Annotated in this window: 19 protein-coding genes and 1 riboswitch; of the genes, 13 read left to right on the plus strand and 6 right to left on the minus strand. The window is 62.9% G+C overall.

The window, feature by feature from the left end; all coding sequences use genetic code 11:
- The first annotated feature begins 218 nt into the window (after window positions 1-218).
- Window positions 219-322: riboswitch (TPP riboswitch) on the plus strand.
- The 4 genes from thiM to BANT918_RS13580 all read left to right on the plus strand — a co-directional run bounded on the left by thiM (window position 310) and on the right by BANT918_RS13580 (window position 3,644).
- The gene (thiM, locus tag BANT918_RS13565; protein ID WP_101620761.1) at window positions 310-1,146 is read left to right on the plus strand and encodes a hydroxyethylthiazole kinase; all 837 of its coding nucleotides are present in this window, start codon (window positions 310-312) and stop codon (window positions 1,144-1,146) included. (Overlaps the previous riboswitch by 13 nt.)
- Entirely contained in the window at window positions 1,143-1,955 is an 813-nt protein-coding gene (gene thiE, locus BANT918_RS13570; protein WP_101620762.1) for a thiamine phosphate synthase, read from the plus strand. Before thiM ends, thiE begins: the two co-directional genes overlap by 4 nt.
- The gene (gene thiD / locus BANT918_RS13575) at window positions 1,952-2,818 is read left to right on the plus strand and encodes a bifunctional hydroxymethylpyrimidine kinase/phosphomethylpyrimidine kinase (RefSeq protein ID WP_101620763.1); all 867 of its coding nucleotides are present in this window, start codon (window positions 1,952-1,954) and stop codon (window positions 2,816-2,818) included. Before thiE ends, thiD begins: the two co-directional genes overlap by 4 nt.
- 94 nt (window positions 2,819-2,912) lie before the next feature.
- A complete protein-coding gene (locus BANT918_RS13580) occupies window positions 2,913-3,644 on the plus strand; it encodes a TenA family protein (protein WP_101620764.1) in 732 nt (243 codons plus the stop codon).
- A 131-nt stretch (window positions 3,645-3,775) separates the two neighbouring features.
- Here BANT918_RS13580 and BANT918_RS13585 read toward each other — a convergent pair whose 3' ends face one another.
- Window positions 3,776-4,312, minus strand: a complete 537-nt coding sequence (locus tag BANT918_RS13585; RefSeq protein ID WP_233429415.1) for a DUF1648 domain-containing protein — start codon at window positions 4,310-4,312, stop codon at window positions 3,776-3,778.
- A 787-nt stretch (window positions 4,313-5,099) separates the two neighbouring features.
- Between BANT918_RS13585 and BANT918_RS13595 the strand changes: the two genes are divergently transcribed.
- A complete protein-coding gene (locus BANT918_RS13595; protein WP_233430490.1) occupies window positions 5,100-7,004 on the plus strand; it encodes an HNH endonuclease signature motif containing protein in 1,905 nt (634 codons plus the stop codon).
- Window positions 7,005-7,188: 184 nt separating this feature from the next.
- Here BANT918_RS13595 and BANT918_RS13600 read toward each other — a convergent pair whose 3' ends face one another.
- Genes BANT918_RS13600 through nadA form a run of 4 tightly spaced genes read right to left on the minus strand, consistent with a single transcriptional unit; the run spans window position 7,189 to window position 12,349 of the window.
- A complete protein-coding gene (locus tag BANT918_RS13600) occupies window positions 7,189-8,433 on the minus strand; it encodes a cysteine desulfurase family protein (RefSeq protein ID WP_101620767.1) in 1,245 nt (414 codons plus the stop codon).
- A gap of 1 nt (window position 8,434) precedes the next feature.
- Entirely contained in the window at window positions 8,435-9,430 is a 996-nt protein-coding gene (gene nadC / locus BANT918_RS13605; RefSeq protein ID WP_101620768.1) for a carboxylating nicotinate-nucleotide diphosphorylase, read from the minus strand.
- Window positions 9,424-11,058: an L-aspartate oxidase gene (gene nadB / locus BANT918_RS13610; protein WP_101620769.1), complete on the minus strand. Its 1,635-nt coding sequence runs from the start codon at window positions 11,056-11,058 to the stop codon at window positions 9,424-9,426. Before nadB ends, nadC begins: the two co-directional genes overlap by 7 nt.
- A 7-nt stretch (window positions 11,059-11,065) precedes the next feature.
- Complete coding sequence (gene nadA / locus BANT918_RS13615) at window positions 11,066-12,349, minus strand: quinolinate synthase NadA (protein ID WP_101620770.1); 1,284 nt, start codon at window positions 12,347-12,349, stop codon at window positions 11,066-11,068.
- 278 nt (window positions 12,350-12,627) lie between these two features.
- On the opposite strand from nadA, the gene panB reads away from it, so the two are divergent.
- The 3 genes from panB to BANT918_RS13630 all read left to right on the plus strand — a co-directional run bounded on the left by panB (window position 12,628) and on the right by BANT918_RS13630 (window position 16,396).
- Window positions 12,628-13,599, plus strand: coding sequence for a 3-methyl-2-oxobutanoate hydroxymethyltransferase (gene panB, locus BANT918_RS13620; protein WP_101620771.1), 972 nt, complete (start codon window positions 12,628-12,630; stop codon window positions 13,597-13,599).
- Complete coding sequence (gene panC / locus BANT918_RS13625) at window positions 13,599-14,450, plus strand: pantoate--beta-alanine ligase (protein ID WP_101620772.1); 852 nt, start codon at window positions 13,599-13,601, stop codon at window positions 14,448-14,450. Before panB ends, panC begins: the two co-directional genes overlap by 1 nt.
- Window positions 14,451-14,809: 359 nt before the next feature.
- Window positions 14,810-16,396, plus strand: coding sequence for a mechanosensitive ion channel (locus BANT918_RS13630; RefSeq protein WP_101620773.1), 1,587 nt, complete (start codon window positions 14,810-14,812; stop codon window positions 16,394-16,396).
- Window positions 16,397-16,518: 122 nt separating this feature from the next.
- On the opposite strand, the gene BANT918_RS13635 is transcribed toward BANT918_RS13630, so the two are convergent.
- Window positions 16,519-17,289 (minus strand): LysE family translocator, encoded by a 771-nt coding sequence (locus BANT918_RS13635; protein ID WP_101620774.1) that lies wholly within the window; start codon window positions 17,287-17,289, stop codon window positions 16,519-16,521.
- Between the two features lie 226 nt (window positions 17,290-17,515).
- Between BANT918_RS13635 and BANT918_RS13640 the strand changes: the two genes are divergently transcribed.
- The 5 genes from BANT918_RS13640 (at window position 17,516) to guaA (ending at window position 22,806) form a co-directional block, all read left to right on the plus strand.
- Window positions 17,516-18,418, plus strand: coding sequence for a LysR family transcriptional regulator (locus BANT918_RS13640; protein WP_101620775.1), 903 nt, complete (start codon window positions 17,516-17,518; stop codon window positions 18,416-18,418).
- 174 nt (window positions 18,419-18,592) lie between these two features.
- Complete coding sequence (locus BANT918_RS13645; protein ID WP_101620776.1) at window positions 18,593-19,726, plus strand: GuaB3 family IMP dehydrogenase-related protein; 1,134 nt, start codon at window positions 18,593-18,595, stop codon at window positions 19,724-19,726.
- Entirely contained in the window at window positions 19,686-20,741 is a 1,056-nt protein-coding gene (locus BANT918_RS13650; RefSeq protein ID WP_233430492.1) for an SURF1 family protein, read from the plus strand. Before BANT918_RS13645 ends, BANT918_RS13650 begins: the two co-directional genes overlap by 41 nt.
- Before the next feature lie 2 nt (window positions 20,742-20,743).
- Window positions 20,744-21,181, plus strand: a complete 438-nt coding sequence (locus tag BANT918_RS13655) for a DUF3817 domain-containing protein (RefSeq protein WP_101620777.1) — start codon at window positions 20,744-20,746, stop codon at window positions 21,179-21,181.
- Between the two features lie 44 nt (window positions 21,182-21,225).
- Entirely contained in the window at window positions 21,226-22,806 is a 1,581-nt protein-coding gene (gene guaA / locus BANT918_RS13660) for a glutamine-hydrolyzing GMP synthase (protein WP_101620778.1), read from the plus strand.
- Window positions 22,807-22,830 lie beyond the last annotated feature (24 nt).

Below are 22,830 nucleotides of genomic sequence, written 5' to 3' on the forward strand. Positions count from 1 at the left end.
CGCAGCATCCGGAACGGTTCGCGAAACCACCGACGACCCCGGCACCAGCCGAGGTCGTCGGGATCAACCATCGAGAGATAGACACGCTAGCAGCGTGAGTGACTCCAAACAGCTTGACAGGGCGCGCTCAATGAGCTTTTCCTTGGGCAGGGCCAGCTGCAGGGAGGCGCGGCGAGCAATCCAGCTCGCCCCGCCTCGGTGGTGCTGATACAGTCGTGGGCATTGACATGGGGTGCCTCGTGAACATGAAGCGCGGCTGAGAGAACACCCATCGAACCTGATCTGGGCCATACTAGCGAAGGGATCGTCATGGTTGACTTCGACCTGCGTTCTGCCAATGCACGACTGCGTGCGAGCAATCCACTCATCCAATGCATCACCAACACGGTCGTGCAGCAATTCAGTGCCAACGTGCTCCTGGCCATCGGTGCTTCCCCTGCGATGCTCGACCACGACGCCGACGCCGCACAGTTCACGCACATCGCCAGCGGACTGCTGGTCAACTTCGGCACGGCCACGAACCAGCAGTTCCTCGCGGCCGACGCCGCAATCGATGCAGCCAACGAAGACTCCAAGCCGTGGGTCCTCGACCCGGTGAGCATCGGCGCCGTCGACTTCCGGACCACGCGAATCCACCGTGCTGCCGGCTCGGGACCCACCGCGATTCGCGGCAATGCCTCCGAGATCGCGGCACTCGCGGGAGTCGGCCTGGGCGGACGAGGCGTCGAATCCACTGACGAGGTCGACGCAGTGCTTCCCGCGGCAGCAACCCTGGCAAGGACAACCGGTGCCATCGTTGCAGTCTCGGGTCCCAGAGACGCGATCCTCGCTCATATCGACGGGGTCGATCATGTCGCCCGCCTTGATGGGGGACACTCCTATATGCCGCTGGTCATCGGAACCGGGTGCTCTCTCGGTGCAGTCACCGCCGCGTATCTCGTCGGCGCAACGACTTCCTCGGCGAGGTTCAATGCTGTCGTCGCGGCCCATGCGCACTTCAAGGTTGCCGGTGAGGCCTCCGCAACTGGTGCAAAGGGGCCCGGCAGCTACTCGGTGAACTTCCTCGACGCGCTGTACACACTCGACGCGAAGCAGCTGGCGGGCGCGCAGATCGAGGCCGACACGATCGAAGGACCACAGTCATGAGCGAAGCGAGTTGCGAAGCCAACTCCCGTCTGGCAGGCATCGACACTCGGCTCTACCTCGTCACCGACTCGACCCAGTGCCGGGAAGCTGGACGCAGTGTCGCCGACACTGTTCGCGAGGCAGTCGCCGGGGGAGTCGGGATCGTCCAGGTCCGGGACAAGGACATCGACGATGACGCCTTCTACACCCTGACCCGCGAGGTCATCGCCGCCGTCGACGGTGCAACTGCCGACAGTGCAACGGCCGATGGTACTGCGTGCGGAGAGAAGCGCCGGGTGCCCGTCGTCCTCAACGATCGAGTCGCCGTCGCCCAACGGCTCCTCGCCGAGGGCTCGCTCGTCGACATCCACGTCGGGCAGACGGACACACCTGTCGAGCAGGTGCGCGATCTCGTCGGCCCAGAACCCCTCATCGGGCTCTCTGCGGCCAACGGTGCCGAGTTCTCCGCAGCCCGGGAATCGGGAGTCGTCGACCTCGTCGGAATCGGGCCCGTCTACGACACCACGACGAAGACCGACGCACCCGACGGAATCGGGCCCGACCGCCTCGGCGAGCTTGTGGGCGAGGCAGGATTACCTGCTGTTGCCATCGGCGGGATCAGCACTTCTCGTGCCGCTGAACTGCGGGGGCGGGGGCTGATCGGGATCTGCGTGGTCTCTGCCATCTGCCGCGCCGATGACCCGCGTGCCGCGGCGAAACAGCTGCTCGCGGCGTTCGGTGACGGACAGGTGACATTGGCTGACGGACAGGCGACTTTGGCTGACGGACAGGTGACATTGGCTGACGGACGTGCGGAGGCAGCTCAGTGACCACTCGTCCGCCTATCGCACTGTCCATCGCCGGCACCGACCCCAGCGGGGGAGCCGGCATCCACGCCGACCTCAAGACCTTCACGGCCCGCGGGGTGCTGGGCACCACCGCAATCACCGCACTCGTCGCGCAGAACACTCACGGTGTGTCCCAGGTGTACGGAATCGACGATGCGTTCGTCTCGGACCAGCTCGACAGCGTCTTGAACGACATGCCCGTCGACGCCACGAAATCAGGGATGCTCGGCTCACGCTCACTTGTGGAACTCGTGGTCGCACGTGCAGCCCAGGGACAGCTGGGCTACTACACCGTGGACCCGGTGATGGTCGCAACTTCCGGGCACCGCCTCCTCGAGGTCGATGCCGTGGCCGCAGTCCGCGATCACCTGCTCCCGGTCTCGGACCTCATCACCCCTAACCTGCCCGAGGCGGCGCTGCTGATCGGTGACGATGAGCCCGTGGCCCAGAATCCGCAGGAGATGTTGGACCAGGCCAGACAGCTTGTCGACCGCGGTCCTCGTGCGGTGCTGCTCAAGGGCGGGCACGCGATCGAGGGTGACGTCGCGGACGTTCTCGTCACCGCCGAAGGTGCCGTCACCGAGTTCACCCACCCACGAGTGGAGACGCCGAATACCCATGGCACGGGGTGCACATTGTCGGCCGCGATCACCGCCGAGGTGGCCGTGCTCAAGCGTGAACGTGCAGTTGACGAGGTGAGCTCGGACCTTCTTCACGAAGCCGTGGACAGTGCCCTGAACTATCTGGCCCGGGCACTGAAGTCCGCCGCCAACTGGCAGGTCAGCCTGGATCCGAAGGGTGCCCACGGTCCCGTCGACCACCAGGTCGACATCGTCCGCCGCTAAAACAACCAATCACACACCCGGTTCAGCATGCCATCCGGGTGCCGCACAATGACGCTTCGGGACCGCCGAGGTCCCTTGAAAATGGGAGACATCAATGACGACAGACTTTTCTGCAGGCCCTCAGACCACTCAGCTGTGGGACCGAGTGCGCCCCATCGTCGAGCAGATCGAGAACCTGCCATTCCTCGGCCAGCTCGCCGCGGGCAGCTTGGACGTGAATGCCTTTGCGAACTACATCGTCCAGGATGGGATCTACCTCAACGGCTACGCGAAGGCGATGTCCTTCCTCGCCGCCGGTGCCAACGACCGGAATGAAGCACGGTTCTGGGCCAGTTCGGCAGCCGAGGCCATCAGTGTGGAAGAGGAGATGCATGGTGAGCTGCTCGCCGATCCTCGCCTGGCCGCAGCCCACGACGAGCTCGTCAGCAGCGGGGCCGGTTTCAAGGCCTCACCCACCACCTTGGGCTATGTGTCCTTCCTCGTCGCCACGGCAGCCAGCCGCTCCTATGGTGAAGGCGTGGCCGGAGTCCTGCCGTGCTTCTGGGTCTATGCGCACATGGGCAAGGTCCTCGTCGAACGGGCCGGTCAGATGAGTGCTGATCACCCGTACCGCACCTGGGTCCAGACCTACGATTCACCCGAATTCGATGAGTCGACCCGGCAGGCTGTGCAGCTGCTCGAACAGGAACTCACCAACGCCCCCGCCGAGGTGGCCGCACAGATGCGTGCCACGTTCGAGCAGGCATGCGTGTACGAACTCCACTTCTGGGCCTCGGCGCATGCGATGCAGGACTGGGATGCGGGAGTTTTCGTTCCGAAGAGCTGAGTATCGTTTGCCGGTGCCGGTGCCGGTGCCGGTGCCGGTGCCTGTGCCGGTGCCAGTGCCAGTGATGGTTCCGGTGATGGGGACTGTGCAGGTTCTGGTGATGGGGGACAGGGGACGGTGCTGGGGACTGTTCAGGTTTCGGGTTTGAGTTGGCGAAGGAGATTCCACATCGCGATGGCGGTGATCACTAGGAACACACCAGTTGGAAGAATCAGAAGGGCTTCCGGCCACGATCTGCCCATTCCGACGTCGAGTGTCTGCGCCAGCGACACTGTAAACAGCAGAGCACAGGCACCAGCGGTGATTCGCATGAACTCCATCAGACAGTCGAAGAGATAGTCGCGTTCACCTCGTTGCAGCCAATACTCCTTGTGGGGAATATTGACGAGTCCGAGCGGCAGTTTCTCGTATATTTGGCGGATCGAGAGCAGTGCTGGGATGCCCACTCCCAGCGGAACGAGCCATGCCATGACTTCGCTCTTTGACGACCAACCATCGGGCTGACCGTTTGCGCCGAAATGGCTCGGGACCTGGTCAGGTGCGTTGAACCAGGCCCACACTGCAAAGCCGATGAGCACCAGAATCGACAGCACTGCGAAGATCAGCGCTGCGAGTCCTGGCCGACGGGGCGGACGATGACTGATGCTCGGGTCTGTCGAGGAAGGCACCCTGTCACTCTATCTGCCCGTTCAGTCCGGGACTACAGGCAGGCTTAGGGCTCCGGGCGGTCTTAGGACTCCGGCCGGTGCAGGTTTAGGCCCGGTGTGGCCTCAGGCTCAATGGGTCCCAGGTGGATCGTCGGCGAGCCCTGCTCTTGGACCGAGTGATCCCATCGCGTGCCATCCGCGACGCAATGTGGTCCACAGGAGGACATGGTCGACTTCCATCAGGGGCACGCGGTCATGTCGCGGGCAGGCAAATCGTCCGACGAAGAACACGATCGTTGTGAAACACACACCGATGATAAACAGAATAAGCAGATCCATGACGGCCCCCTCACACCCGACTCGAATGCTTGGTTCCATCTTCTCTCCAAAACAAGAAGAAAGATAGGGCCACCTCCCAACAAGTGGACTGCAGACCGCCCCTATTCCTGAGACATTTCTGCCCGCGAAACGATCGCCCATTGCAGGGAACCGAGATCGGAATTCGTCGCCGGCGCTGCTGGCGAAATCGTCAATTGGGGGTGGCTGAATCCGGTGGCGCCGTGGCTCTTCTTCTGCTCAGCGGATGTAAGAGACAGAGCTTCTGGTGATGGTTCTGTGCTCAGGGGCCGATTGTCGTTCTACTCGCTGACCTGGACCGTTACAAGTTTGCTGCGTTTTTCGCCCATCAATAGGTACAACAATAAAAGAATGAACGAACAAAAATAGAAACTCAAGGGTCAAAAACAGTGAACTCGGAGTATAATTGAAGGAAGAGCAACAACGATGTTGGCGAATGGACTTCAACACCATGACTCTCACCCCCGACCGCACACCACACAACCCGGAAGAGCGTGACCCACGCCCCGGCACTGGTGATGCCACGGCGGGAAAAGACGCGGCTTCTGACACCACTTCTGATGCGGCTGAGACTGAGACTGCGGCTTCTAGTGAAGAGGCGTCGTCATCGGATGAAGATGCGTCGTCGGATGGGCCACCGTCCTTGTTCGACCAACTCAAAGACTCCAACCTCGACCTCACCGGCCACCCCCTGGCGAAGAAGTTCGAATCCCTCCCCGCCGTCCCCACAGGCGACCCAGACGACCCGAAAGAGTCGGATGATCAGGGTCAGACAGGTGAGCCCAACGATCAGGACGGGTCGGACGCTGATGGTGCGGAGGTTGCTGATGGCAATGGTGCCGCGGCCTGTACGGCTCCGACTGTCGATGATTCGAGTGGCTCAAATCCCACTACTTCCGACTCCAGTAGTCCTAGTCCTCATCCTTTGTTGTCGAATGAAGAGTGGACAGATCTGTCTCGCTTCGCACCCGAAGTCACCAACAGCCTCACCGCGCTCAGTGGCCTCAAGGATGGGTTGCGGACCTTTGACCGGCGGATGGGTCCCGATGATGCGATCAGACTCATCGATGGACTCGAAGCCCTAGGCCGCGTCAACGAGGCACTATCGACTCTGGCCCTAGCCGTGTGTGAACGAGTCGGAACACCCACCGACTATGGTGCCAAAACCACGAAGGCCCTCATCCAAGACCGGTTGAACATCACCAGCCGCGAAGCCAACCGTCGCACCGAAATGGCCAAGAACCTCGGCGGACGGGTGACCCTGACGGGTCAGCCACAAGCACCGGTCTATCCCATCGTGGCCGATGCCTTCAACGAAGGCCGCCTCTCCGCTGACCAGGCCAGTCTCATCAAAGACTGCTTGAAGTCGCTGCCCACCTGGGTCAGTCAAGCCAATTGTGACTACGCCGAAACGACACTCGTCGAGAAGGCACCCAGTGTTAGGGTCCATGACCTGCGTGCCATCTTCGCTCGCATCCTGGCTCATATTGATCCTGACGGGCAAGAGCCCGTCGATGCCACGGATCGGACCATGTACAAGGTGAGCATGCATGCTCGTGATAACGGTGATTGGGAGATCGCTGGTCTCCTGGACCCTGTCACGGGTGGTGTGCTCAACGGGCTGCTGACGCAGAGAACGAAGATCGGCAAGACCGACGAGAGTGCCACAAGCGTCAACGGTGGGGAGGACTCTGCCGGTACTGACGATCACGCCGACACCGAGTCTGGTGTTCTTGAAGATGGAACTCTCGTTGATATGACGGGGCAGAGGTTGAGTGCTCAGGAGTGGATCTACGAACGCTTCGCGACTTTGATCGGGCGCATTGACATGACGCGGACTGGTCAAGGCTCGCAATACGCTCTGGTCGTGACAGCGAAGGCTGAAGATCTTGCGAAGGGTACCGGGGCTGGTGCCACGGGTACTGAGAATCCGGTCCCGATCAGTGAACTCGTTCGCAACGGTCTGAACGGGGCGGTGTTCTTCGAACTGATTTCGGAGAAGGCGAAGACGATGCAAGTGGTCACGGAGAATCGGTTCGCGAACGCGAAGCAGATCGCGGTTCTCACTGCTCGTGATCAAGGGTGTACGTTCCCTGGCTGTGATGCACCGCCGGGGTGGTGCGATGCCCACCATATTGTGGAATGGGCACAAGAGGGCAGGACCGATATCAACAATATGATGTTGAATTGTTCGGCCCACCACCACTTGTTGGATAGATCGGAGTGGGAGACGGTGATGCTTAAGGATGGGCGTCCGGCGTGGGTGCCTCCTGCATCGATTGATCCGGCTAGGCGGCCGATATTGCATGCGAGATTCGTGGCTCAAGAAGTCATCGACACACTCTTCGACGAATAGATCGTCCTTAGACCGGCAGCGCACTCATGTGTCGTTGGCCCATTCTTAGAACGGCAGCCCATCCTCAATTCGGCTGCACCTCCATAGATCATTGGCCCACTCTTCGCTTGGTAACGATGCCATCCAGGTTAGCGCCGGTGCAGCACTGGATCAGTGACAAGAGGCCAGGCGCGGGCATGACGGATCAGGTGTAGCTGAGAGCCAAATTCGACACCGCAGCCGATACCGAGCGAGCTGCCCGCCGACCCTGCTCGGCAGTGACATTTGCTGAGAACGTGAAACGCACACTCGTCTTCGCGACATCATCGTCGATGCCCAAAGCAGTGAGCACATGCGATGGCTCATCCGAGCCGACGGCGCAGGCTGAACCACTCGAGGCAGTGATGCCGAGACGTTCGAGTTCGAGCAGCACGGCCTCGCCGCTAGTGCCTGCGAAGCAGAACGAGGCGTGATTGGGAGTGCGCACCGACTCGCTGCCGGTGAGGAATGCACCCGGAACGGAATCCAGCACCTCGGCGATGAAATCGTCACGAATGGTCTGGACGCGTTCGGCAGCCTCTGCCCGCTCCGCCTCGGCGAGTTCCAAAGCGGCAGCAAAGGCCACAGCCAAGGCCACATTTTCCGTCCCCGACCGGCGCCCGGACTCCTGACCGCCACCGTGGATAAGCGGTTCGAGAGGGATCCGCGCCCGGATTGCGGCGACGCCGATTCCCTTCGGCGCACCGACCTTGTGCCCGGCCAGGCTCATGGCGTCCACGCCGAGCCCGCTCAGCGGCAGCCAACCCGCCGCCTGCACCGCATCGGTGTGGAAGTACGCACCGGCATCGTGTGCGACGTCAGCCAAGGCCGCAATGTCGGCAACGGTACCGATCTCATTGTTGGCGTACCCCAGGCTGACCAGCAGTGTGTCCTTGCGCAGGGCCGAACGAAGGGCGCTTGTGGTGATCACTCCATCGGACTCGACGGGCACCTCCGTGATCTCGAACCCGTGCCGACGAACCAAGAAATCCGCCGAGGCGAGCACCGCCTCATGTTCAAGGGCAGACGTCACGATATGTCGGCGAGGTGGTCGACCCTTCCTTCTGTCACCAGAGCCAGAGTCGCCAAGTGCCCCCGCCTCAAGGGCACCCGCCTCAAGAGCGACCGCCCCGAGAGCGATCCCGACGATCGCAAGGTTGTCGGACTCGGTGCCGCCGCTGGTGAAGATGATGTCGGTGCTGCGCATTCTCAGCACCTTCGCGACCCGGCGACGGGCATCCTTCAGCGCCTCGGCCGAGGTGCGGCCGACCTCGTGATGGCTCGACGGGTTACCGAAGGCTCCGGTCAGATACGGCCATGCCGCTTCGAGAGCCTCCTTGCGCACGGGAGCCGCCGAGGCGGTGTCGAGGTAGAGCGGTGCTCCCGTGTCCAGCTGCTGATCGAATGGCATCTCAGTTCGACCCTGCACCGATGTTCGACCCCACGCCGGTGTTCGACCCTGCACCAGTGGTGGACCCCACGCCGATGTTCGACCCTGCACCGATATTCGGCACCGCGTCGGCTTCGAAGCCCCGATCGATACTGTCCGAAAGGTCCAGGTCGAGCCCCAAATCGATCGCGCGCATACTATGGGTCAGTGCTCCGGATGAGATGACGTCGACTCCGGTGGCGGCGATGTCTGCAACGGTGTCGAGGGTGACGTTGCCGCTGGCCTCAACGACTGCACGACCCGCAATGAGTTCGACTCCGGCCCGCAGATCGGCCAGGGAGAAGTTGTCGAGCATGATGATGTCGGCGCCACAGTCGAGAACAGGTGCGATCTGTTCGAGCCGATCGACCTCGACCTCAATCGTCGTCGTATGGGGAAGCCGGGCACGGGCCGCGCGGATCGCTTCCGCCACCTCGGCTCCCTCACCTGCTAAAACGGCGAGGTGATTGTCCTTGACCATGACCGCGTCGGAGAGCCCGAACCGGTGATTATGCCCACCTCCGCAGCGCACCGCATGCTTCTCGAAAGCACGCAGCCCAGGGGTCGTCTTGCGGGTATCGACAATGCGCACACTGTGACCGGCGGAGTTCGACGTAGCGGCCTCGACGAAGGCTCTGGTCTGAGTCGCGATGCCACTCATCCGCTGGCAGAAGTTCAGCGCGATCCGCTCCGCCCGCAACACGGCACGCGCCGGGCCCGACACCCTCGCCAACGTGTCACCGGGAGAGAAGACTGCACCGTCGGCAACACTGACATCTACCTCGACACCGGCGTCGACGAGCGAGAATGCTCGTGCAAAAACCTCACCACCAGCAAAGACGCCAGCCTCTCGCGCCCTGAGTACCGCCTTCGCCGAGGCGCTAGCCGGCACAAACGTGTCTCCCGTGATGTCGCCCCACGGGGCATCTTCATCGAGGGCGAAGCGAAGTGCGGACTCAACCGTCGCGGTCGTCAGCATGAAACAGCCTCCTGAAGCAGGGCAGTGGTGGATCCGAAGAGTATCGGAGAGGGGGCGGGAAAGTCCGAGCGTGTATGGGCCCCGCGACTTTCCCTCCGCGCGAGGGCATGAGAAGCGATAGACCGGGCAATGAGCACAAGGTTGGCGGTCTCGACACGTTCGACCAGTTGCTGTGGTGCGTATTCGCCCAAGGTACGTGGAGTGGCACGTTCACCCTCGCCGAGGTGGTCGAGCAGTGCCCGCAACCCGTGATCGTTTCGTTCGACGCCAAGATGAGCCCAAGCCAGAGCCTGGAGATCTTCACGAGAGACTGTGCTCGCTGCACAAGAATCTGTCCCGAGGCGAGCCTCACGCGTGAGGCTCGCCTCCGACAACTGCGCGGAGGTGAGCCCTGTCTCGAAGCCTGGGCCAACGTCGATGGCTGCCGCTGCCCGTGTGCCGAAGACAGCTCCTTCGAGCAGGGAATTCGACGCGAGACGGTTGGCTCCATGGACACCGGTGCAGGCGACCTCGCCGACTGCGAAGAGGCGAGCGATGCTGGTGCGTCCGTCCAAGTCAGTTCTGATGCCACCCATGAAGTAATGGGCTGCCGGGGTGACCGGAATGAGATCGGTGGCCAGATCGAAGCCGTGCGCGGCCAGACCGCGAGCGATGCTGGGAAAACGGGTCATGACCTCGGGCACAGATCGGGCATCCACGTAGCAGGGGCGACCAGCTTGGGCAGCCATTCTTCGGTGGATCGCCAGGGCCACGACATCACGGGGCGCCAGCTCACCTCGGCGATCGACCTCTGGCATGAACCGATGGCCGTGAGCGTCAAGGAGGGGAGCGCCGGCACCACGGACTGCTTCGGAGATGAGGAATCCGGACCCGGCCAGCGAGGTGGGATGGAACTGGTAGAACTCCATGTCGGATACGGCAGCGCCGGCACGGATTGCGGCCGCCAGACCATCTCCGGTGGCAGCTGCGGGGTTCGTCGTATGCGCATAGAGCTGACCTGCCCCACCGGTGGCCAACACGACGGCATCGGCGCTGAGATGCTCATGTGCACCGTGCCGAAGTACGTGCACACCGGTGACTTCGCGTCTGCTCACCGCATCTGTAACTTCGCTGCTGAGACCACACCCTGCATCAGGCTCTGTAGGAGAAGTGACCAGGTCGAGAAGCATCGTGTGTTCGAGCAGGCGCACGGTGCCAGTAGCGACGGCGGCGCGAAGTGCCTTCGACAGAGCGTCGACGATCGCCTTTCCGGTGGCATCACCGCCGGCGTGGAGAATACGCGGAATCGAATGCGCTCCTTCCAAGCCGCGCGCCCAATCACCGTTCTCGTCGCGGTCGAAGGCGACGCCGGCAGCCGCGAGCTCGAGGATCCTCTCTGGCCCCTCGCTACACAGGACGCGCACCGCTGTGGCATCGCTGAGTCCGGCACCAGCGCCCACACTGTCAGCGATATGCGATTCGACGGTGTCATCGGTACTGATCACTCCGGCGATTCCTCCCTGTGCCAGAGCAGTGTTCGACTCGCCGAGGCGGCCCTTCGTCACCACGGTGACCTCGTGCCTGCCCGCCAGCCGCAGAGCCGTGGTCAGGCCCGCGATTCCGGACCCGATGATGAGTACGCGACTCATGCGCCCCTCAGATCCGAGGTTTCGCAGCGAGCATCCGCTCCAGGGACACCCGAGCCGAATCGGCCACCTCGGCGTCGACCGTGATCTGGTTGATCACTTGGCCCTCGAGCAGGGCTTCGAGGACCCAGGCGATGTAGCCGGGGTGGATGCGATACATCGTCGAACACGGGCACACCACCGGATCGAGGCAGAAGATCGTGTGCTCGGGATGTTCGGCGGCCAACCTTTGGACGAGGTTGATCTCGGTGCCGATCGCGAACGTGGTGGGTTCGGCCGCCTCGGCGATGGCCTTCGTGATGTAGGCGGTGGAACCGGATTCGTCGGCCGCGGCCACGGTCTCCTGCGGGCACTCGGGGTGGACGATGACGCGGACATCGGGATGATCGATGCGTGCCTTTTCGATCTGTGCGGGGGTGAAGCGTTTATGCACCGAGCAGAATCCTTGCCACAGGATGACCTTCGAATCCTCGATGGTGTCGGGGGAGTTGTTGCCCAGCGGGCGAGCCGGGTTCCACAGCGGCATGGCCTCGAGGTCGATGCCCATGCCCAGGGCGGTGTTGCGGCCCAGATGCTGATCGGGGAAGAAGAGTACCCGCTGGCCGCGCTCGAATGCCCACTCGAGGACCACCTCGGCGTTGGATGAGGTGCACACGATCCCGCCGTTCCGACCGCAGAACCCCTTGATCGCGGCCGAGGAATTCATATAGGTGACCGGGATGACGGGCACCTTGCCATCGGCGTTGGGCTCGGTGCCCAACAGGTCGCTCAGCTGCTCCCAGCAGTCCTCGACCTGGTCGATGTCGGCCATGTCGGCCATCGAACAGCCCGCGGCGAGGTTGGGCAGGATCACCGACTGCTCAGATGTCGAGAGCAGATCCGCAGTCTCGGCCATGAAATGGACGCCGCAGAAGATGATCGCCTCGGCCTCCGGGTGGTTCTGCGCGGCCTTGGCGAGCATGAATGAGTCGCCGATGTAGTCGGCATGTTCGACGACCTCGACCCGCTGGTAGTGGTGACCGAGGATGACGACCCGCTCGCCGAGTTCGGCTTTGGCGCGGATGATCCGCTCGTCCAGCTCTGCCGCCGAGGCGTCCCTGTACTCCCGTGGAATCTCACCCTGGCGAGGGGCTACCGAGGGGATCGGATCGTCCATCGAGGCCCCCGGCCCATAACCGGGCTTGACGTCGACATCCCACGGGGCATCGATGAGGTCGGTCGAACACATTTCGTCGCCCGAGCCGGTCGCGGAGATGTCCTTGAGGGTGAGCTCAATCGAAGCTGTTGTGGTCATCATCGTCCTTCACAGAGTGGGGCGGTGCGCCCTGAGAACAGAGCAGATCGCCCCCGAAAAAGGTTTGCGCAGATTTGAGCTTAATGATCATCGCTCGTAATGTAAAACACCACCGTGCGGTGAACCGGGGCGATGATCTAGTCTGGAAACTGGCTCGCAATCCGAGTCGACCCGAACGTGAACTCGCGCGATTCGACCGGCACCACCGTCTGCCGCCGACTTGTGCTCATGCGCCGCTGACGATGCGCCGCCACCCAGACGAAGGCCGACCGAAGAGGATGCCCATGCCCCTGCCCCATGAACCGACACCCGCACAGCCCGAGAAATCTGCGGCTGATGACGACGAGTCGACCCCGCCCTACGGGGGCGGTGCCAGCCAGACCGCTTCCGGTGCAGGTTCTGCCGGTACGGATTCGACCAGCGCGGGCACTGCCGGTGCGGTCTCGCTTCCACCTCGGCGGGTGCGGACTCTCGATCTCATCAAAGCCAAGTCAGAAGGTCGTCGCTGGGCGATGCTGACCAGCTATGACCAGTACACGGCGGCCCTGTTCGAGCAGGCTGGGGTCGAGGTTCTGCTGGTCGGTGACTCCGCGGCGAATAATGTCTACGGTCACGAGACCACGCTGCCTGTCACCGTTGATGAGCTCATTCCACTGGCTCGCGCCGTCTCGAGCGCTACCTCGCGGGCCCTCATCGTGGCGGATCTGCCCTTCGGCAGCTACGAGATCTCCGATGAGCAGGCAGTCGCGACTGCCGTGCGCTTCATGAAAGAGGCCGGTGTCCACGCGGTCAAGCTCGAAGGGGGAGCGGCCGTGGCCACCCGCATCAAGGCGATCACCACCGCCGGCATACCGGTGATGGCCCACATCGGCTTCACGCCGCAGGCCGAGCACAACCTCGGCGGGTACAAGGTCCAAGGGCGTGGGGATGCCGGCAATGCACTGTTGGCCGATGCCCGAGCGGTCGCCGAGGCGGGAGCATTCTCCGTGGTCATGGAGATGGTTCCAGCCGGCCTGGCTGGACGGGTGAGTGCAGAATTGGCGATTCCGACCGTGGGGATCGGCGCCGGTGCCGACTGCGATGCCCAGGTGCTCGTATGGCAGGACATGGCAGGCCTGCGAACGGGGAAAGCACCCAGATTCGTCAAGCGATATGCCGACCTGCACTCGGTGCTCTTCGACGCCGTCGGACGCTACGTCGACGAGGTCAAGAGCGGCGAATTCCCTGAACCCGAACGGAGCTTCGACTGATGGAGGTCGGTGGAATTCAGGCGCTGCGTGCCTGGCGCAAACGACAGTCGGGCACCGTGTCTCTGGTACCGACGATGGGGGCTCTGCACTCGGGGCATCGGGCACTGATGGACCGGGCCGCGGCCTCCGGGGACGCGGTCGTGACCAGCATCTTCGTCAACCCACTGCAGTTCGGAACGGACGAAGACTTCTTCAAATACCCGCGTCCTTTCCAGGCTGACTTAGACGTCTGTGAGGCCGCAGGAGTGGACTTCGTGTTTGCTCCGGCGCTGGGGGAGATGTACCCCGCTGCCCCCGAGGTCACCGTCTCCTCCGGGCGGATGGGCACGGTGTATGAAGGTGCGGTGCGGCCCGGGCATTTCGACGGGGTCCTGACGGTGGTGGCTAAGCTCTTCACCCTGGCGTCACCGGACTCGGCGGTCTTCGGGCTCAAGGACATCCAGCAGTTCTGCCTGGTCAAGCGCCTGATCGATGACCTCAACTTCGACATCGATCTGATCGGCCTGCCCGTGGTCCGCGACGAAGATGGTTTGGCCATGTCGAGCCGCAACGAATACTTGGCCCCCGCAGATCGAGCGGCCGCCTTGGCCATTCCTCAGGCCTTGGACGCCGCTGCCCAGGCAGCTTCTGATGGATCACCGGCTGGCGTCGAGGCGGCGGCGCAAGCGGTGCTTCATGTGGCTGCCGAGCGAGGAGATCTCGACCTCGGCTATCTCGGCCTCGTTGACGCGACGACCTTTCAGCCGTGTGCACAGGACTTTGAAGGACAGGCACTGTTGCTCATCTCGGCGACCGTGGGAGGAACTCACCTCATCGATAATGTGTCGCTCGAATTTCATCGGTCTGCGTGAGCGGAAGCGGGCGTTCCTGGTCGGCGAAGTCGACTGTTTCGTTTCACTGGAATCGACTGTCAGGCACGAATTTCCAAATGATTCACCTGTTGGAAAACTCTGTCGGTATTTGTCGCAAGGAATTGGGAAATTGATCTCCAGCCACCATTCGATACGTAACCGTGACCTGAATATATAGAAATTGTTAAGTTACTGAAATACGCCTGTGGACGGGATTCTGGAGACAGTGCCGATTGTTCCATCAACCGTCGTGAACCCGCTGCGGCCCCTTGTTCTGAGTGTCCGTTGTAAATAGACTCCAAATCAGCAACCGCGAAAATTGGACTGCTAGTTCGCCGTAGCCGACGGAGATGACGGAAATGCAAAGCGCAGATATATGGTCAGTTCTCACGAAAGTGGGACTGGCGATTCTTATACTCATAGTCACATGGATACTTGCTTCAATCGTCAAATGGGCGATCGGGAAATTGGTGACGAAGATACCGGCACTGCAGCGTGACGGAAGCGACGGTCGCCAGATCGGAAAGTCGATCGGTCAGATCGGCGGGCTGATCATCTGGCTGCTCGGTCTCATCGCCGTGCTTCAGCTGTTCAACCTCGACCAAGTCCTCAGCCCCCTGCAGGGACTGCTCGACGGAATCTTCGGCTTCCTGCCCAATATCATCGGTGCAGGCTTCATCTTCTTCATCGGCTTCGTCTTCGCCAAGATCGCCAAGCAGCTGGTCCAGACGGCACTCAACGCCGTGGACCTGACCAAGCTGACGTCGAAGTTCCGTTCATTCGGTGACCGAGCCACTGGTGTCGCTGAGACTGCCACCGGCACCGCGCCGCAACAGAACAACATGAACACGCAGCAGGCCGCCTACGGCCAGCCACAGCAGGGGTATCAGGGTCAGCCCGGTCAGCAGGGTCACCCAGGCGCAGGCAACCCCAACGCCGAAGCGAACGCCAAGATCTCATCTCTTGTCGGCAACCTCGTATTCGGAATCATCATCATCGTTGTCTCGATCTCGGCGCTGCAGGTGCTGGGCATCGCGGCGATCTCGCAGCCGGCACAGCAGATGCTGGAGATCTTCCTCAACGCCATTCCGCTCATCATCGCGGCAGGAATTCTGCTGGCTATCGGCGTGGTCATCGCCAAGTTCCTCGGCAACCTGCTCGAGGAGGTTCTGCGTGGAGTCGGTACGGATCGTGCCGTCGATTCGATCGGTATCGTTCCCGAAAGCACCAGCGCCTCAAGCGTGATCACCAAGATCGTGCAGGTTGCGATCATGATCTTCTTCGCAATCATGGCGACTCGTCTGCTCGGGTTCCCCGAAATCACGAACATCCTCAACGAGATCCTCGACCTCGGCGGCAGTGTTCTCTTCGGGGCCGCAATCATCGCCGCAGGGTTCCTCATCGCAGCACTGATCGGGAAGTTCATCACGAACTCCGCCGCCAGCAAGGTCCTGCGTTACTCGGCCATCGCGCTCTTCATTGCGATGGGTCTGCGTTACATGGGTCTTGCCGATTCGATCATAAACCTTGCCTTCGGTGCTGTGGTCATCGGCGGCGCCGCCGCTGCCGCACTGGCCTTCGGCCTGGGTGGTCGCGATGCGGCAGCCAAGATGCTGAACAAGGTCGATGTCGAAGCCGCTGTCGATAACGCCGGTGGAGCTGACCATCATGCCAGCAGTGCCGGCAGTGCCAGCGGTGCAGGCAGCGCTGGCAGCAACGCCAGCGCCACCGGCCCCGGAAGCACCGGGATCGGAAACAGCGGAATCGGAACCGGCGGAGTCGGCAGCACCGGACACGGCGGAGCCGGAACCGCAGGACATGGTTCGGCTGGAACTGTCGGCCGCGGCGGCGCCGGTGCCGGGGGAGACGGTCCACTCGGCGGTCCCGAAGATACCGGTCCGCTCGGTGGTCCCGAAGGCGGCGGTCCAGTACCGCCTGCCAGCTGAGTGATATGACAGGTTCAGCTCACGCTGGATGATATGAAAAAGGTGCGGGTCGGGGTGTTATCCCCGGCCCGCACCTTTATCTGTCTGCACCTTGCCCGCTACTTGCCTGCCCTGCGGCGGGGCTACATCGGGATGGCGATGACAGCGATGCCCATGATCACGAGGACCGCGGCGGAGACGGCTTCGATGTAGAAGTCGGTGCTTCTTCTCTGCAGAGCGGCCGCGGCCATTCCGGCCATGAAGGCAAGGAGGATCTGGTAGGCCAGCATCAAACCGATCACGACCGAGATCAGCAGCAGGTAGTCGACGCCCCCGGCAGATGACGGCACCAGGGTCGGCATGACGGCGAGGAAGAAGAGTCCCGCCTTCGGGTTGCTCAGCGAAGAGATCAGGCCCCGACGGTACGAGATGACGGAGCGCAGCTGTCCCCATGATTTCTTCGCACCGGATCCGGTGCTCGCGTCAGCAGCGGAGCCAGGACCCACCTCGGCGGTGTCGAAATCAGTGCCTTCAGGCTCAGCGCTCTCCAGCTGGGTGAGATCATCGGTAGCTTCCACGATCTCACTCACTGGTCCGCGCGGAGGCGTCCCGCGCAGTTCGGAGCGGATCCGCAGGGCCTGCCGAGCAGCCAGGCCGCCGAGCAGGCACAGGTAGAGTCCGCCGACGACCTTGAGAACGATCAGCGCCGAGGGGAACGTGGTGAGCAGGGCGGAGATTCCGGTCAGGGCCGCGATCATCCAGATCGTCATGCCGGTGGCGGATCCGAGCGAATAGATCAACCCGGCCTTGCGGCGCAGGGCCGAGAGGCGAACCGTGAGGATCGTCTCGGGGCCAGGGGTGACGGCAAGTGCGGTCGCAGCCCCGGCGATGGTGATGAGCTCGGCTCCGGTCATGGTGCTCCTTCAAGGACGGAGACCAGGCGGTTGGCCTGGTCTCAGTGGCAAATGCGACGCTGCACGATGACGGCTCGAGGGAATGCGCACGGATCGATATGACACGGTCGCGACGAGCTCTGTCTCAAGTCTGCCGCACCCGACCCCGATTAAACATATTGAGAAAAGCAATCATTTGCTAACTACCATTCGGTGCCACCGAATGGTCATCGGATAGTCTGAGAGTATGTGGGATCTCAACCGACTGCGCATCTGGCGGGCCGTAGTAGCCACCGGCTCCGTCGTCGACGCAGCCAGAAGTCTCAACTACACGCCGGCCACGGTCAGCCAGCACATCACCACCCTGCAGAAGACCGTCGGCGTCCCCCTTTACCGCAGGTCAGGACGCGGCATCGAGATCACGGATCTGGGCAAACGCCTGGCCGAGGAATCTGCCGATGTCTTCACCGGCCTGAGCAGGCTCGACACCCTCGTGGAGAGTTTTCGCACCGTGAGCCGGCCCCGCATGCGCATTGCAGCGTTCACCTCCTTCAACGCCGGACTGCTGCCGGGAATCATCGAATCGGTCGCCCTCGAACACCCGGACATGCGCTTCGACATCCAACTCAATGAACCGGCCAAGGTCCGCCGCAGCCACTGCACGATCGAGATCCGCAGCGAAGTTCCCCAGGACGACGAGGTTCATCTGCCCGGCATGACGCGCACAGTCCTCTTCGACGACGACTACCGAGTCGTGCTCTCAGACAGGCACGAATTCGCCTCGCTCGAGTCTCTTCCGTTCAAAGACCTCGAAGACCAGCGGTGGGTCGACTACGACCTGTGGGCGGGACCGACCAGCAAGGTCGTCGACCTCGCGTGCGCCGCTGCCGGTTTCGAACCCCGGACCTTCGCCGCCTCGGAAGATGAGTTCGCCGCCCTCGCTCTCGTCGCCTCGAACCTGGCCATCACCGTCCTGCCGCGCCTGTCCTCTGCCCAGCTGCGCCCGGGTCTGACCGCGGTCGGCCTCACCGACCCCACGCCCGTGCGCCGCGTCGTCATGCATGTGCGCGAGCGCGAAGCGCACCTGCCGCACGTGCGCTCCTTCGTCGCCGCCGCCGAGGCGGTTGTGGCCGACTACCTGGCCGGCTGAGGTCCGGTTGAGGTCCGGCCGGGGTCCGGCTGACAACCCGGCTGAGGTCTGGTTGAGGTCCGGCGGGGACGTCGGCTGACAACCCGGCTGAGAACCTGTTCTGCCCAGGGAGACTCTCCGTTCCTCATAGTGGGCTGAGTCCCCGGCGTCAGGGCGGTGGGATAGGCTGTTCGGGTGAGTTCTGAAATCGAAATCGGCAAAGGCAAGCGCGGTCGTCGCGGCTATTCACTCGACGATATCGCCGTCATCCCTGCTCGGCGCACCAGAGATCCCGAAGATGTATCCCTGGACTGGCAGATCGACGCCTACAAGTTCGACCTCCCATTCATCGGAGCCCCCATGGACTCCGCCATGTCCCCGGAGACCGTGATCGCCTTGGGCAAGCATGGAGGCCTCGGCGTCCTCGACCTCGAGGGACTTTGGACCCGATACGAGGACCCCACTCCGCTGCTGGCCGAAATCTCGCAGCTGCCAGCTGAGATGGCGACCTCACGGATGCAGGAGCTCTACTCCGCACCCATCCAGGCCGAACTCATCACGGCCCGACTCGAACAGATCCGCGAAGCAGGAGTCACCGTCGCCGGTGCCCTGACACCGCAGCGGACCCAGCAGTTCTATAAGACCGTCATCGACGCAGGTGTCGACATCTTCGTCATCCGCGGCACCACTGTCTCCGCCGAGCACGTGTCATCGCAGACGGAACCGCTCAACCTCAAGCAGTTCATCTACGAACTCGACGTTCCCGTCATCGTCGGCGGTGCCGCTACCTACACCGCGGCCCTGCATCTCATGCGCACCGGTGCCGCCGGTGTTCTCGTCGGCTTCGGCGGGGGAGCGGCGGCGACAACACTTAAGACCCTGGGCCTCCACGCTCCGATGGCCACCGCCATCGCCGACGTCCACGCCGCCCGGCGTGACTACATGGACGAATCCGGCGGTCGCTATGTCCATGTCATCGCCGATGGCGGACTGGGCACCAGTGGTGAGATCGTCAAAGCCTTCGGCGTCGGAGCCGACGCCGTCATGCTCGGTACCGCGCTGGCCCGGTCGACCGAGGCCCCCGGCCGCGGCATGCACTGGGGCGCCGAGGCCCACCACCCTGAACTTCCCCGCGGACACCGCGTGGAGCTGGGAACAGTGGGCAGCCTCGAGCAGGTTCTGTTCGGACCCGGACGCACAGCCATCGGCGAACTCAATCTCGCCGGTGCCCTGCGTCGTGCACTCGCGACCACAGGCTATGTCGATCTGAAGGAATTCCAGCGCGTAGATGTCACCGTCTCGCCCTATCAGCCTGGATCGGTGGTGTGATCTGTTCCGCCTGGCGCTGACCCCCAAATGGTTGGGGGCTCTGCTTTTCGTGCTGATCATGGTCACCTGCTTCGTCGGACTCTCGGCATGGCAGGTCGACCGCGCTCAGCACAAGAACGATGCTGTCGAATCGGCCGATGTCGGGCAGATCGAACCGTTCAATGACGTTATGGAAGCCCAGGCCCCGATGCCGGGCATCCTCGCCGACCAGCGTGTGAGCCTGTCCGGACACTGGCTCCCAGACGATCAGGTCGTCGTCCCCGGGCGCGTCCTTGCTGGGGACAAAGGCTACTGGGTCGTGACGATGTTCGCACCCGATGACGCCCGCCTCGACGACTCGGCCGGTGCCACCGCCGCTGACAAGACCATCGCGATTCCGGTTCTGCGCGGCTTCACCACCGATGAGGAAACCGCCATGGAATCCCGTGCGGCAGAGGGCCCAGTCGAGATGAAGGCACAGATCGGCCCCATCGAGGGCCCGATGCCCGGCAACTCACTGCCCGATGGGCAGGTGCGCAGCGTCTCGACGGCACAGCTGATCAACCTGTTCCCCGACCTGCTGACCTATTCGGGCTTCCTCATCCCCGAAGAGGCCACCGGCGACGCCGCTTCCATCGCGACGGATGGCCTGTCCTTCGTGCCGCCGACGATGACGCGGGACGAGGGCGGATTCGATCTGCAGTCCGCGGGCTACGCGATCGAATGGCTGATCTTCGCCGTCATGGCCCTGTATATGTGGTGGCAGCTTCTACGCGATGACTTCGTCCGGCGCCGGCTCGGCGGCGATCCTGATACTCAGGATCTGACTAACCGAGTCGAGTATGTTGTCGTCAAGTCCGCAGGGCAGTCCTCGATCGATCCCGAGGTGATGTCGGGACTGACCGGGCTTCCCACCCACAAGCATGGGGCGAAGAAGCCTCGCACCCGCCGCGGCAGACGCGCTGCGGGTGGCAGCGCCGACTCGACTGACGCCACTGCCAATTCGACCAACACCACCCCGACCGGAGGAAACTGAGCGTGAGCGAAGAACCCGAGTCCCAGGATTCCCGCCCCGACTTCGACGACAGCGATGTGTGGAGCGTCAAGCGCTTCACCTCGGCGCGCAATGCGTGCAAGTTCTATCGTGTGATGGCCATCATCACCGGAACGATGCTCCTCATCCTCACCGTCGAGATGGTCTACAAGTATCTCCTCGCGGCTGATTCGTCGACGGCACTGAACTTCGGCGGCTTCAACCTGGCGGCCGCGATCGCGATCTGCCACGGCTGGTGCTACGTCGTCTACCTCATCGGCTGTTTCTGGCTCAACCAGCAGATGCGCTGGACGCTGGGCCGCTACATCGTGTTGGCCCTGGCAGGCGTGGTTCCTGTGATGTCGTTCATCCTCGAACGTAGAATCCACCGCCAGGTCGAAGCGGAGCTGGCAGCGGCCGTGGTGGTCGCTCCCAAGAGCTGAGACCAGTAGTTGGGCACTGGGTGCCCGGTGTTTAGAATTGGGTCATGACGCAAACCCAGAGCACACAGGTGCCTCCTGTCCTCGTGGTCGATTTCGGTGCGCAGTACGCGCAGCTCATCGCCCGACGGATCCGCGAGGCGGGACTGTATTCCGAGATCATCGCCCATGACGCACCGGCCGCAGAGTTCGCGGCCAAGAATCCGGTCGCCATCGTGCTCTCGGGCGGACCCTCGAGCGTCAACGATGAGGGCGCCCCCGGATTCGACACTGCTGTCTTCGACCTCGGCGTGCCCACCATGGGCATCTGCTACGGCTTCCAGCTCATGTCGACCACACTCGGCGGGCGAGTCGCCGAAACCGATAAGCGCGAGTACGGCTCGACCCCGGTCACGGTCGCCAGCACCGGTTCGCTGCTGGCGAAGACCCCGAACAGCTACAAGGTGTGGATGTCCCACGGAGACTCCGTCGCCGAGGCGCCCGCTGACTTCGACGTGCTCGCATCGACCCCGGACACCCCGGTCGCCGCCTTCGAGTGTGCGGCACGCAAGTTCGCCGGTGTGCAGTGGCACCCCGAGGTCCTTCACTCCGAGCATGGGCAGCAGATCCTCGAGAACTTCCTCTTCAAGGTCGCCGGTCTCACGGCCGACTGGACCAACGCCTCGGTCATCGACGAGCAGATCGAACTGATCCAGCAGCGTGCCGGATCGAAGAAGGTCATCTGCGCCCTGTCCGGCGGAGTCGACTCCTCCGTGGCTGCGGCACTGGTCCACAAGGCCATCGGTGACCAGCTCACCTGCGTCTTCGTCGACCACGGTCTCCTGCGTGAGAACGAACGCGAACAGGTTGAGAACGACTACGTGAACTCCATCGGTGTCCGTCTGGTCACCATCGACGCGCGTGAGCAGTTCCTGTCCGAACTCGCCGGCGTCACCGATCCGGAGACCAAGCGCAAGATCATCGGCCGCGAGTTCATCCGCACCTTCGAGAAGGCCGCAGCCGACCTCGTCCTTGAGGCCAAGGGTGAAGGCGAAGAGATCGGATTCCTCGTCCAGGGCACTCTCTACCCCGACGTGGTCGAATCCGGCGGCGGTTCGGGCACCGCGAACATCAAGAGCCACCACAATGTGGGTGGGCTTCCCGATGACATCACCTTCGAACTCATCGAACCCCTGCGCGCCCTGTTCAAGGACGAGGTCCGCGCCATCGGTCGTGAGCTCGGAGTCCCCGATGCCATCGTCTCCCGCCAGCCGTTCCCCGGCCCCGGGCTGGGAATCCGCATCATCGGCGAAGTCACGGAAGACCGCCTGTCGATCCTGCGCCGAGCCGATGCCATCGCCCGCGAAGAGCTGACCAAGGCAGGCCTCGATTCAGAGATCTGGCAGTGCCCGGTCGTCCTCCTGGCCGACGTTCGCTCCGTGGGTGTCCAGGGCGACGGGCGCACCTACGGCCATCCGGTCGTGCTGCGCCCGGTCTCCAGCGAAGACGCGATGACCGCCGATTGGACACGGGTTCCCTACGACGTCCTCTCGGTCATCTCGAACCGCATCACGAACGAGGTCGACGACATCAACAGGGTCGTCCTCGACGTCACCTCCAAGCCTCCGGGCACCATCGAATGGGAATGATTCTGTTGACCGACTACAACTCCT

Origin of the sequence: Brevibacterium antiquum CNRZ 918 (assembly GCF_900169145.1) — a bacterium.
In the GTDB taxonomy this organism is placed as follows: Bacteria; Actinomycetota; Actinomycetes; order Actinomycetales; family Brevibacteriaceae; genus Brevibacterium; species Brevibacterium koreense.